Annotated in this window: 13 protein-coding genes; 9 read left to right on the forward strand and 4 right to left on the reverse strand. The window is 55.7% G+C overall.

Going from position 1 to position 12719, the window contains the following annotated elements:
- The first annotated feature begins 88 nt into the window (after positions 1-88).
- From DFP98_RS32810 to DFP98_RS32850, 9 genes are all read left to right on the forward strand, one after another.
- Positions 89-2371: an ATP-dependent DNA helicase gene (locus DFP98_RS32810; protein ID WP_116064852.1), complete on the forward strand. Its 2283-nt coding sequence runs from the start codon at positions 89-91 to the stop codon at positions 2369-2371.
- Positions 2372-2486: 115 nt separating this feature from the next.
- Complete coding sequence (locus DFP98_RS32815) at positions 2487-2729, forward strand: helix-turn-helix domain-containing protein (RefSeq protein ID WP_116064853.1); 243 nt, start codon at positions 2487-2489, stop codon at positions 2727-2729.
- A gap of 5 nt (positions 2730-2734) precedes the next feature.
- Positions 2735-3253: a peptide deformylase gene (gene def / locus DFP98_RS32820; RefSeq protein WP_116064854.1), complete on the forward strand. Its 519-nt coding sequence runs from the start codon at positions 2735-2737 to the stop codon at positions 3251-3253.
- 41 nt (positions 3254-3294) lie between these two features.
- Entirely contained in the window at positions 3295-4422 is a 1128-nt protein-coding gene (locus DFP98_RS32825) for an ROK family transcriptional regulator (RefSeq protein WP_116064855.1), read from the forward strand.
- Between the two features lie 89 nt (positions 4423-4511).
- A complete protein-coding gene (locus tag DFP98_RS32830) occupies positions 4512-5312 on the forward strand; it encodes a sugar phosphate isomerase/epimerase family protein (protein WP_116064856.1) in 801 nt (266 codons plus the stop codon).
- A gap of 32 nt (positions 5313-5344) precedes the next feature.
- Positions 5345-6472: a Gfo/Idh/MocA family protein gene (locus tag DFP98_RS32835; RefSeq protein WP_116064857.1), complete on the forward strand. Its 1128-nt coding sequence runs from the start codon at positions 5345-5347 to the stop codon at positions 6470-6472.
- A gap of 31 nt (positions 6473-6503) precedes the next feature.
- The gene (locus DFP98_RS32840; RefSeq protein ID WP_116064858.1) at positions 6504-7709 is read left to right on the forward strand and encodes an MFS transporter; all 1206 of its coding nucleotides are present in this window, start codon (positions 6504-6506) and stop codon (positions 7707-7709) included.
- Between the two features lie 25 nt (positions 7710-7734).
- Positions 7735-8085: a DUF3243 domain-containing protein gene (locus tag DFP98_RS32845; RefSeq protein WP_116064859.1), complete on the forward strand. Its 351-nt coding sequence runs from the start codon at positions 7735-7737 to the stop codon at positions 8083-8085.
- Between the two features lie 145 nt (positions 8086-8230).
- Positions 8231-9076 (forward strand): DUF4362 domain-containing protein, encoded by an 846-nt coding sequence (locus DFP98_RS32850; RefSeq protein WP_220377205.1) that lies wholly within the window; start codon positions 8231-8233, stop codon positions 9074-9076.
- 257 nt (positions 9077-9333) lie between these two features.
- On the opposite strand, the gene DFP98_RS39335 is transcribed toward DFP98_RS32850, so the two are convergent.
- The 4 genes from DFP98_RS39335 to DFP98_RS32860 all read right to left on the reverse strand — a co-directional run bounded on the left by DFP98_RS39335 (position 9334) and on the right by DFP98_RS32860 (position 12596).
- Entirely contained in the window at positions 9334-9489 is a 156-nt protein-coding gene (locus tag DFP98_RS39335; RefSeq protein ID WP_181918089.1) for a hypothetical protein, read from the reverse strand.
- A gap of 16 nt (positions 9490-9505) precedes the next feature.
- Positions 9506-9670, reverse strand: a complete 165-nt coding sequence (locus DFP98_RS39340) for a hypothetical protein (protein WP_181918090.1) — start codon at positions 9668-9670, stop codon at positions 9506-9508.
- Positions 9671-9871: 201 nt separating this feature from the next.
- Positions 9872-10525 (reverse strand): transporter family protein, encoded by a 654-nt coding sequence (locus tag DFP98_RS32855; RefSeq protein ID WP_116064861.1) that lies wholly within the window; start codon positions 10523-10525, stop codon positions 9872-9874.
- A 100-nt stretch (positions 10526-10625) separates the two neighbouring features.
- The gene (locus tag DFP98_RS32860; protein ID WP_116064862.1) at positions 10626-12596 is read right to left on the reverse strand and encodes a dihydroorotate dehydrogenase; all 1971 of its coding nucleotides are present in this window, start codon (positions 12594-12596) and stop codon (positions 10626-10628) included.
- Positions 12597-12719: the final 123 nt, after the last annotated feature.

Here is a 12719-nt window from a genome sequence, read left to right on the forward strand (position 1 = left end):
TATCATTAGGGATGAGGGGGTGAAAAGAGGTTCGATACAATAAAATGTGCTATAATAGAACAAATGTTCTGAGCGAGGAGAGCGCGCGATGGCGGATACAATATCCCTGTCCGTCAGGGGGCTTGTTGAGCATGTGTTTCGCGGCGGCAGTCTCGATTCCGGCTTTCGGGCGGCTAGTACGATGATCGAGGGGACAAAAGCGCATCAGAAGCTGCAAAGCAAATACGGCGAGAGCGACCGGAAGGAAGTATATTTGAGCGCGGAAATTGTGTGCGGAGAGCTCCTGTTCGTCGTGGACGGCCGGTGTGACGGACTGCTGGCCTCCGAAGACGGAGCGATAACGATTGAGGAGATCAAATCTACGGTTCGCGATATCGAAGCGATGACGGAGAACGAGACTCCCGAAGTGCATTGGGCGCAGGCTTATTTCTATGCATATATGTACGCGATGGAGAATAGAGCGGAACGGCTGCGCGTCCGACTGACTTACGTTCAGGTGGACACGGAAGAGGTCAGGAGCTTTGAACGAGAGAAGACTCTGGCCGAGTTAGAGAAGTATGTTCGGGACGTGACGGAGGCGTATGCTCCGTATGCGCGCATGTTGGCCGAGAATAGGCGGCTTAGAGACGAGAGTATAGCGGAATTGGAGTTTCCGTTCACATCTTACCGCGAGGGGCAGAGGAAGCTGGCAGGGGCCGTCTACAAAACGATCTGCGAAGGCCGAAAGCTGTTTGCCCGCGCTCCCACGGGCATCGGGAAGACGGTTTCGACGCTGTTTCCCGCGATCAAGGCGATCGGCATGGGCAAGCTGGAGCAGTTGTTCTACCTGACCGCCAGAACGATTACGCGGACCGCTGCGGAGGATACGCTGGCGACTATGGCCCAGCGGGGACTCGTTCTGCGGTCCGTGACGATTACGGCGAAGGAGAAGGTATGTTTTCAGGATCAAGTAGACTGCCGCCCGGAGAGCTGCCCTTACGCCAATGACTATTACGACCGGATCAACGAAGCCATTCTCGATCTGCTCGGCAACGAGACGTCGATCCGCCGGGAAACGATTGAGCGGTATGCTCGCAAGCATGTCGTATGTCCGTTCGAAATGTCTCTGGATGCGGCGTATGGCGCGGATGCGGTTATAGGGGACTACAACTATATTTTCGATCCGAGAGTATCGTTAAAGAGATTGACCGGCGAGCGGAAAAAGCGGACGGCGCTGCTCGTAGACGAGGCGCACAATCTGGTTGATCGGGCGCGGGAGATGTATTCGGCCGTACTGGAGAAGCGGGAGTTTCTGGAGCTCGAACGGGAATTCAAAGGGGTTAGTCTATCGATCCATACGGCCGCCAAAACGATTAACAAATGGTTTGTCACGCTGAGGAAGCAATCAGAAGGAGAGCCGCTCGTGTCCAAGGAGGTACCGGACGGATTGCAAGTGTTGATTGAGGAGTTCCTTGGCCGGGCGGAGCGGGAGCTGGCAGGGGGCGGTCCGGGCGCGGGAAGCGAGCGGCTGCTGAACGCTTACTTCGCGGCTGCGGGCTGGATTCGAACCGGGAAGTTGTATGATGAACGCTATGTGGCCTATGCGGAGTTCGAGCGGAACGAAGTTCGGTTGAAAATGTTCTGCCTGGACCCTTCGCATCTCCTTGCGCAGATGGGGAAAGGATTTTTGGCGCATGTTTTTTTCTCGGCTACGCTGTCCCCGCTGGGCTACTATATGGATATGCTTGGCGCGGGAGAAGAGGATTATTCGGTTACGCTCGCTTCTCCCTTCGCCAAGGAGCAATGGGAGGCGAGGATTATTCCTCTCTCGACGAGGTATGCGGACCGGGAACGGACGAAGGAGCGGCTGACGGCGGCTTTGTTGGATTTTGCGGGACAGAGACGGGGCAACTATCTCGTGTTCTTCCCTTCCTACGAATATATGAACGGGATTTATGAGGAATTTGCGGCGCAGTCGGAGGGAAGCTGGCAAAATCTGCTTCAGACGCCCGATATGGCGGAGGAAGAGCGGGAGCGATTTTTGGCTAGGTTCGATGAGGCCAACGAGGAAACGCTAGTTGGCTTCGCGGTCATGGGCGGTATTTTCTCGGAGGGGATCGACTTGACCGGGGACAGGCTGAACGGCGTTGCCGTCGTCGGAGTCGGTATGCCGCAGATCGGATTGGAGCGGAATCTGATTCGCAGTCACTTCGACGCGCAAGGGATGAACGGTTTTGATTACGCCTACGTGTATCCCGGCATTAACAAGGTGCTGCAAGCCGGAGGCCGGCTGATTCGCACGGAGCTTGACCAGGGGCGGTTGATGCTCCTTGACGACCGCTACCTGCAGCCGAAATACGCCCGTCTGCTCCCGGAGGAGTGGCGAGGGTGACAGTAGCGGGACAAGGCGGAACGGAACGCCTTTTCGGTTATGTCTTGTTAGCGCAGTCGTGCTGTGCTATATTAGGTGCTACCTAATATTTTTGGCAAAGAGAGGGGATCGAGGAATGCTGGAGTGGGTGCTGCGCAAAGCGATGCTGGAGAGAGGCGTGAGGTCAGGCGCGGAGCTGATGCGGCTGCTGTGGGACAAATCGGGATACCGGATGTCCGCACCGTCCATCAGCGCGCTGATCAACGATCAGCCCAAGCAGATGAAAAGCGATACGCTGGACGCCCTGTGCACGGCATTGGAGTGCTCGCCCGGCGACCTGTGGGTCTATACCTCTCCCGAACAGACGAAGGGAGCTTGACTTAAGTGTCCGTATTGCAAATTGTTCCTTTCGGGGAATCCATTCTTCGCAAGAAAGCGAAGCCGGTAGAGACAGTGACGCCGAAGATCGCCAAGCTGTTGGACGACATGGCGGAAACGCTGCATGCGGCCGAGGGCCGCGCCGGACTGGCCGCGCCTCAGGTCGGTATTTTGAGGCGGGTCATCGTCATGGACTGCGGGGACGGCTTGATCGAGCTGATCAACCCCGAGATTGTCGAAATGAGCGGAGAGCAGGAGGGGGCGGAAGCTTGTCTGTCCTATCCCGGATATCACGGGTTCGTGAAAAGGGCGAACTACGTGAAAATTACAACGATGAACCGGCAGGGGGAGACGGTCGAGCTGGAGGGGGAAGGCTTTCTTGCTCGGTGCATCCAGCACGAGATCGATCACCTGAACGGGGTTCTATTCGTCGATCACGTTCAGGGATCTTGGCTGTTCGCGGATCAGACGCAGGATAAAATTCCTCTATTTGAAGTCGTCAAGCTGACCAATCAAGGGCTGTAGGCGGGCAATCGCAACACTACGACGAAACGCGGGAGTCGACAATGAACAAAATCGGCAATCAGCAAATGATGCGCGATATTAACAAATCGCTGTTGCTCCACCAGATTTACGCATACGGGCCGATCTCCCGCGCGGAGCTTGCCCGCAAGACGAAGCTTAGCCCTTCCACCGTGTCCATCCTGATCGATGAGACGATCCGCGAGGGCGTCGTCTACGAGTCCGGCACGAGCGGATCGGGCGTTGGCCGGAGGATGACGCTGCTGAGCATCAAAGCCGACAGCGGCTATGCTCTGGGCGTGGATCTAGGCGGATCGCGCTGCGCGCTGCTCAATATGCGCGGGGATATCGTCTCCTCCGAGACGATTCCTATGTTGCGGGGAGAGTCCGAAATCACGGAGCGGCTTCCGGAGATTGTTGCGGCGTTTCTTGAAAGCTGCCGAATTGATACGGCCCGTCTGCGAACGGTCGGTGTTTCGGTTCCGGGACGCATCGACGCGACACAGCGCGTCGTTGTGCGGGCAAGCCCGATCGAAGCGGAGAACTTTGCGCTGGCGGACGTAGTGGAGAAAGCGACGGGAGCCCGCGCTTTTCTTGTGAACGATCTCGATGCCGCCGGCTTCGCGGAACGGTTCAACGGGGCGGCGCAAGGTCTCGACACGATCGTCTACATTCTGATCGGTTATGGCGTCGGCGCGGGGATCGTGATCGATAACCGCGTCTATCGCGGCAGCGAGGGCGGGGCGGGCAGCCTCCCCAGGCTTTATCCGTACGGCACGCGAAGGCTTGCGGGGCAATTGGCTCAGGAGATGCCCCGGACGTTCCCCGCACAGGACGCGCCGGAGGAGATACTGCAGCGTTTTGTTGCGCTCGGATTGGAGCAAGCGGACGGACCGGCAGGTCGGCAGCTCACTCAGGCGACGGAAGCGATCGTGGAAGAATGCGTCTCGATCGTTCAATTGCTCAATCCCCAGCAGGCAATTCTAAGCGGATGGATTGCCGAGAACGAGAGCTATTTCGAACTGCTGAAGACGAAGATTCAGAGTCGGGAGACAGGGAAGCTGCGCCGCCCGACTCCGATTACGGCGGCGCATTGGAAGCTGCAGGGAGCGGCGGTAGGCGCAGCCACGCTAGGGCTTCATCACATTTTTCGAATGAGGGAAGTCGACTAAAAAAACTTCTCTCCGTCGTCAATCTGGCAAGGATAATTAATTTATTCGTCGAATAAATTAATTAAAGAACAGAAGGAGGAGATGTGGAGATGAAGCTGTCGATCGGAGGATATTCTTTTAATCATCTGTCTCTCGAAGGAAAGATGGACGTGTTCGGCTATTTGGAGTCGGTCAAATTCCGCTACGGTCTGGATGCCGTCGATTTGTGGAACGCTCAGATTGCGGAGAGAACGGCGCCGCTTCTCACGCTGGCTGACGAGTCGTATTTAAGGAAGGTGCGCGAAGCTCTCGACGAGAAGGAGCTGCGTCTTGTGAATCTTGCCATCGATACCGCACATCTGTGGGATCCGGATCCGGCCATGCGCGAGGCTCTCAGGAAAAATGCGCTGGCGCATTTGAAGGCTGCCGCCATTCTGGGGGCGGAGACGGTGCGCATCGATACGGGCGGATACGGAAGCGACAGGTTTTCGGAGGAAGCTTTTACCCATATTGTAGAAGGCTTTCGGGAGTATTGCCGGATCGCAAGCGACAACGGAATGCGTATCGGTCCGGAAAATCATATGGGTCCTTCGCTCGTACCGGGTGAGATGAGAAGATTGGCGCAGGCGGTGGACGATCCGTCATTCGGGATTTTGCTGCACATGGGTCGTTGGAATGAGGAGCGGGAAACCGGGGACGAGCAGGTGGCGCCCTGGGTGTTCCATACGCATTTCGACGCGCAAACGGCGGCTTCATCCGAATCTGCGCACACAGTCGCCATGCTAAGGGACGCCGGCTTTGACGGTTACTGGGCCATTGAACACAATGCGACCGTAAATCCGTATTCCGAGATCTCCGCATTGCTCAAGCAGGCCGAATCCCGGCTGGGGGAAGCGGGCATAACCGCTTAGACAATCCATTCATCGGAGAGGATGACGACAAAATGAGCAGCGTCAGATTAGCCATTATCGGAACAGGACAAATCGGCAAAATGCACATCGCCAATTACAAAGCCATTCCCGGAGCGGAGATTGTCGCCGTATGCGATGTGAATGTCGCTGAAGCCGAGCGTGTGGCGGCCGAGCACGGAATCCCATCGACGTACGCCGATTTTCGGGAAATGTTGAAGCGAGACGATGTAGACGCAGTTGACGTATGTCTTCATAATAACTATCATGAGCCGGTAACGGTTGCGGCCCTGAACGCAGGAAAACATGTATACTGCGAGAAACCGATCGCGGGGGCTTACGCCGACGGGGCGCGCATGGTCGAAGCGGCTCGCGGCAGCGGGCGGATGCTGCATATCCAGTTGAATCGATTGTTCTCGAAAGAGACCGCGACGGCCAAGGAGTTGATTGACGCCGGCAAGCTCGGCAAGCTATTTCATGCTCGCTCCGCGGGATTCCGCAGAAGGAATCGTCCATTCGTGGACGGGTACGGCACGCCGGCTTTTACCCGCAAGGAAACGGCGGGAGGCGGAGCCTTGTTCGATATGGGCGTCTATCATATCTCTCAATTGCTCTACTTGCTCGGCAATCCGCAGGTGTCGAGAATATCGGGCCAGCTCTATCAGGAGATGGCGATGGCCGAGGAAAGGCGAAGCGCCAGCGGCTTCGATGTCGAGGAGTTCGCCGCAGGCTTCGTTAAGTTCGAGGGCGGCATCACGATGGATATCGCGGAATCATGGGCGATTCACCTCGGCGGCTTCGAGGGAGGCGCGATTGTCGGCTCGGAGGGCGGAATCCGCTTGTCCGGGGCAGTGTCCGATGCGGAGCCGAACCGCTTCGCCTTCCATACGGCGATAGCGGACTTGGATATGGATTGCTCGGTCAATCTGGAGCTTGCTCATGTGCGTCGCCGCCGTCTGGCCGAGTATCCGGATGCTTACGAATCGTCGCAGCATCACTGGATCGCGGCGCTTCGCGGACAAGTGCCGCTGCTGCCGACTGCGGAGATCGCCTTGAACACGATGCTGGTCAGCGAGGGCATCTATTTATCGCATGAGAGGGGCAGGGAAGTAACGGCGGAGGAGACGATAGCCGGCTCTGTCTCCCGTTCCGTCCCTCTATAATGAAATTCGGGCTTGAAAGGAACGGAGCGCAATGACGGAACGACCAGCCTATTCATTCAACATTCTAAGAGTATTCAATTTCGTCATGTACGGCGCTCTGGCCGTATACGGTACATTTTTTTCCTTATATCTTAAAGATATTGGCATCTCGCCCATCGAGATCGGCACGTTATTGGCGGGCGGGCCGATCGTGTCTCTTGTGGCGAATCCGCTGTGGGCTTATTGGGCGGATCGGATGCGCAACAACCGCATTGTGCTTATTCTGGCACTGATAGGCGCGTTCGCAACCATGCAAGTCGTGTTCTCCACAGGCAACGAACCGCTGATCTATGGGGCTATCCTGGTGTATTTTATTTTTCAGAGTCCGTTGTTTACGCAAAGCAACAGCCTTATTCTGAATACGATCGAGGGAACGCGGCATAAGTTCGGGGCTTTCCGGATGTGGGGTTCTTTGGGCTGGGCTGTTACAGCCGCAGCGTCCGGCCCTCTGATCGGCCATCTGGGCATTCACAAGCTCTGGGTCGTATTCGATGTCGCGATGCTCGTGGCGATCGCGATTGCTTTTTTGCTGCCGAGGGGCAGCGAAATGCAAAATGCGGGCTCCTCGAACAAAACGTCCTATGCCCAAATATTCGCCAACAGGCCGTTTCTGATGCTGCTCGGAATCGGCGTTCTCGTATCTGTGCCCAACTCGATCAACGGAACGTTCGTCGGTCTGTATATCGATCAGTTGGGCGGTTCGGCTTCTGTGGTCGGCTGGTCGATGTTCGCGACGGCTTTCCTCGAAGCCCCGGTGTTTCTGTTGATGGACAAGTATATGAAGAGAAGCGTAAAGCCGATGGTCGGCTGGCTGGTCATTGCCAGTCTGCTGTATACGATCCGCTGGGCGCTGATGGGCACGGCGGATACGGCGCTTCAGATCGTAGCGATCCAGTTAATGCATTGCGCGACTTTCGGTATCTATTATTATGTCGGAACCCAACTGACATCGCTGTTTGTGCCTGCCGAATATCGTTCTTCCGGTCAAGCGATTTACGGTCTGACGTGGGGCGGGGTGTCGGGGATTTTGGCGGGAACCGTCGGCGGTTGGATGTTTCAAGAGCTCGGCCCGCAGGAAATGTACAGGATCAGTGCGGGAGTTACGCTTATGGGCACGATCGCGTTTTGCGCAATGCTTAGGATGGTTTCCAGAAGAAGGTTCGATCGACTCCCGGAAGGGAACAATAGTGGGGCATAACTAATCAACGCAAGGAGGATTACGAATGTCCGAACATAACCATGTGGTCGACAAGGATGGCGATATTGTACCTGAAAGGGTAGGGGCTGCCATTTCCAGAATCGAGCCGTCGGAGCGGGACCGTATCTTAAGAAATTTCGAGGAGTTCAGAGGGTATTTGAATCGACGAATTCGGATGGCCGAAAGCATCGGGATGAGCGAGGAGCAAATGGCTGTAATCGCGCAGAAGGTAGCCGATTATCTGGCAAGCCATGAGGAGCCGCGGAATAACGAGGAGCTGCTGCTGCAGGAGCTATGGAAAGCAGGCACGGACGAGGAGAGGCATGCGCTCGCTCATATGCTGCTTAGGCTGGCTCAAGGCAACCGGACGCATTAACGGCGAGGAGCCTTTTGGGGCATAGCTCCGATAGAGAAGATTTACCGGAGACAGGTTCGAGGAGAGTGCGGGAGGCGGACGCTCCCTCGGACAGATGAAACTAAACTGCCGATCGCTTCGTCAGAATAGCGAGGTGATCGTGCAGATGAGGAGAAAGCGGATCTGGCTAGTCATGCTCGCCGGTTTATTGCTTCTGGCGGGCTGCGGCATGTCGAAACCGGCGGGAAAGCCGACGGAAGAGCCAAGACCGAGTACGCAAGAAAACCCGCCGTCGGGAGAACGAAGGCCGGAGGTTATGCCTGTCGAGTGGAAGGGCACGGAGTTTCGACAGGTTGTCGTCAGCCGCTCGCAGCGGTTCGGAAGCGTCTATCCGGCGGCGCTGGGGGCGTTCGAGGGACAAAAAGAGCTTAAAGCGTTCGTTAAAGCGTTCCGCTCCGCAGAACAGATGGGAGGTCAACTGGACATTGCCAAGCCGGAATACGACGTGTCGTTTGTCGGCGAAGATGGCGAAGCCGGTTTTCATCTGTGGTTGGGATACGAGTCGGGAACGAAAGGCTTGTATACCTATGTGGAGGATAGCGGGACGGGGTATGTGTTGTCCGAGGAGCATACCGACAGATTGCGAGAATTGATCCGTTCGCTGGATTACACGCCGGAGCAAGCCGCCGCTAACGGGGACATCGTGAACGTACACGGCAAGCCGACCAATTTGGACAACTGGACGAAATTCGTTGAGCAAGTCCGGTTGGGCAATCTGGCCGAGGCGCATATTACGGCTTACACGATCGAAGGGGACCCGATCTTTGAGGACTTGCTCTTCGATGGGCAGGCGATTCAGTACACGTACGACAATTCGATGGATGGCTTCGGCGTGCCCCGGAGATCGACCGACTTTTGCAAAAATCTGGAGCAAGACGGATTGCGCTATACGCTCTCCAAATGTGATGACGATAAGTCCAGGGTTGTGCTCGATCTGAAAACCGTTGAATAGCAAGGGCTGTCCCGTAAGTTAAGTTGCTTAATATGATCGATAAAAAAAGAAGAAGGTGTATATACCTCCCGTAGACTGCCTCATACGCTCCTGAAATTACATTGTAACGGGTTTACCCATTCCCATTTCAGGAGTGTATAGCATCGGAGGGAGGTATATATACCTTACACCTTTAATATCGATCATCTTTCAGAGCAACTTGACATGCTTATGGGACAGCCCCCTCTTGAGATGCGGCTTTGCATGATGTACATCACTTACTGAGGGCGAATGCGAACGACGCCGATTTCGACTGCGTTGATGGCGATGGAGTTGCCTCCCTGATTGTTGGAGGCGTTGGCGTTCTGTCCGACGTGGATGCGGGTTTTTCCGTTGTTCCACTTCTTCACGTTTTTTGCTGTTTTGCGCGGCATGGCGATTCCTCCCCTCTTATCGGCGCCTTCCGGACCGCTTCGAGATTTGAATGTTCAAGGCGTTGGTGGCCAGCGCGTTGCCCTGGCCGGTATGAGCGTCGGCGCGCTGATAGATTTGAATGACGATGTATTGATTTTTGCCGATGCGGTAACGGTAAGATTTTATTCGGGTGTGGTTCACGTTCGGCCTCCCTACTCTACGCGATAAAGTATCGTATGCGGGGAGCGGTCAAGCCGTCGCGGCATTTGAAGCAAAAACGCAACAAAATAAGCCCCCTCGCTGGATTCGGAACGAGAGGGCTTATCGGCATTCGGATAAAGAAGCCGCTTGTTCACGGTTGCCGGTTATTAGGCCGGCCGCAGCTGATTTATCCGTAGTATCCTATGACTTGAACTCGATGGAGCTGGCCAGCTCTGCGCCATTTTCTCCCGCATGGTAAACGGACAGCGTATCTTTGCCGTCGTCAACGACAAGGTACGGACAGCAGTCGAACAGAATCAAGCCTCGCAGTTCCCCTTTGACCCGAATCGATTCGTGGAAGCCTTTTTTCAGATCGGAAAAATCGTTGGCGGTATAAGCCACGACCTCATCGCCAATCTTCTCGGCATAGTGATGTCCGGTTCTGCTGACGACTTTATCGCGCGACGCGGCATGAATGCGTCCGCTGTAGTAGGCGTCAACCGTATCCGTTTCTTTGCCCTTGGCGAATTCCGGCCAGAGGTCGCTGAATACCATATAGCCGTTTTTATCGTTCTTAATCAGAATCATCGGGACCTGCATCGGGCCGTATGGGAGAACGAACAAGTCTTTCAGCTCTCCGATGCGATCCTTGCCCTTTGTCTGGTACAATTGGCCGTCCTTGTCATACACATATACTTGTTTCTCGATCTGAACGGCGGCAAAGCCGCCTTCCGTCTGTATCGAGGCTTTAAGAGCGCTTGATGCCGGGGGGCCTTCTGAGGCATGGGCAAGCGTTGGCACCGTCAAGGCGCATACAAGCGCAGCGGCAGCCATGAAACGAATCGTTTTTTTCATGTTAACATGATCTCCTTTGGATTACTTCGATTGTATCCTTCGAGGAGTATTATAGTCCGTTCGTTGTCATGGTAGTAAGTTACCGCCGTCATTGTTTTTGTCACGTTACCGTCATGCTTTTTGCAGCCTTATCGCTCGAGAGGCGAACGTCTTTCATCAAATAAGGATAGAGCAGAATTAGCCCCGCAACGTAAAGCGCTGCCGCGAAGTAAGCGGGAAGCAGATGGATAAAATCCCGGTAGCCGATGCTGAAGTGAACGCTTAATCCGGCGATGAACGCCGGCGATCCGCCGGCAAGCAGCGTCCACCAGAGCCAGCGCTGCCCTTGCTGAATTCCCCATAGCGCGACAATGAGCAGCATGACCGCATTTGAAAACAAAGCGCCGCCGAACCCCGCCCGGTCGTGAGCGATCAGGGGAATCAGCTTCGGATTGGCGGCATTGAGCTCGGCCGGAGTCACGCCCATAAAAGCGAGATCCTGGGGTACGAATACGTCGGTCACGCCGACGCCTGCAATGACGAGCCCGCCAACGCTGAGAGAGACGCCCAGTGCGACAAAACAAAGCTGACCCCACAGACCAAGCAGCCATTCCCGACTGTTGCGCAGATTAACCGGCTCGCGCAGCGGTTGATCGGGATTGCGGCGCATAGCGAGCAGAAACATCGGCAGCAGGATCAGCGCCGCCGCCGCATGCAGCGGATCGAAGAACCCATATCCCAAATAGAGAAAAAAGCTTGGAAAACCAACGGCCCCGGAGGTCAATACGGCCGTTCGCGCCCAATGCTGGCCGGATTTCATCCCGTATTTGCCCAATCTATAGTAGAGAATGCCGATGGAAATCATCGTTCCCGCCAATGTAATCCGATCGTGGGACATAAAGTGAAGCAGATGCTCGTTAATCCGTCCTACCTCGTCGCGCGCCATGCCCAGGTAATCTTCATCGTATGGGAGCAGCACGGAGGATTCGGCGATTAGCCAAGCGACGACGCCTCCGAAAATCATTCCTAAGCCGAGCAGGCACATCCATCCCCAGTGCTTCCAGAAGGAGGGAGGCACTGGGGTGGGCGTGCCGGATAACCGTTCATGAATGACGGCCTCGTTTATTCTCTTAGGCAGCCCCGGACCCGAGTCGACGAGTCCGCTATTTAGCAGCAGCTGATCGGCTCCGGCCCGAAGCGTTTCGACGGCGTCCTGCGGTTCGTGGATGCCTGCGGAAGAATGGATCAGCCAGTTTTTCGCAGGGACGCACTCTCTAATCAGCCTGATTTTCTCCAATGCGAGAGACTTTCCTTCCAGCCCGAACCGAGCGGCGCCTCCGGGTGTTCGAAGAGCGCCGCCGATCATACAGCCGGTCCACAGCCCGCGATCCATGACGGGCAATATGTGCTGGAGCTGCGCATTCGGAAAATCCAGCGGGATATAAAGAAACGATAGCTGTGAAGGAGCTTCCGGCATGCTGCGAATGAAGGCCGAGAACTGTTGGACTTGTACGAGATTTTCATCCAGGCTGCTATCAGCGGCCAAAGCTTCGATATAAAAGCCGGCAACCTTCGTCAGGGAGAAGGCTTGGACGAGAAGGCGCAGCTGTTCGATTGCCTGATCGGAAGAAGAACGGGGTTCCGGCGCTATGCGAACAAACCGGGGTAAGCCGTCTTTGGACTTATCCAGCATGCTAAGAGAGCGAACTAGGCCGGGATTCTCGTATTCCTGCGGATACACGATCGTTCCGGATGTCCGTTCGTTGACGATCGGCTCTTCGCTGACGACCGGGCGTACGGTGACGGGACCGATCTCGATGAACCCAAATCCGAATTGCGACAGCGCGCGGTGGGCAATTCCCGCAGGATCGACGCTCCCGGACAGCCCTAGAGGGGTCTGAACAGGAAGCGACGCGATTCTATCTTGCAGCAAGGGAGACGGCTCCATATGGCCAAGCGTCTTGATCAGGAACGTTCCGCCCGGAATCCGGCTGATTCGCCCCATTGCGCCAAGTGTGAAGCCGCGGGCGATTCTGGACGGCAGCCGCGACAGGACAGGCTTAAATAAAGTTTGATAGGACCAATCCGGCACGCTATCCACTCCCTGTTTCATGGTCAGCAAAAGTATACCATATTCGGCAAGATGCGGGCCGCGGAGCGGCGAGGTTGTCGTCCGATATTGAACCTGATAAGATTCGTATAGGCTATAATAATC

It is taken from the genome of Cohnella phaseoli (assembly GCF_003386235.1).
GTDB classification, from domain to species: domain Bacteria; phylum Bacillota; class Bacilli; order Paenibacillales; family Paenibacillaceae; genus Cohnella; species Cohnella phaseoli.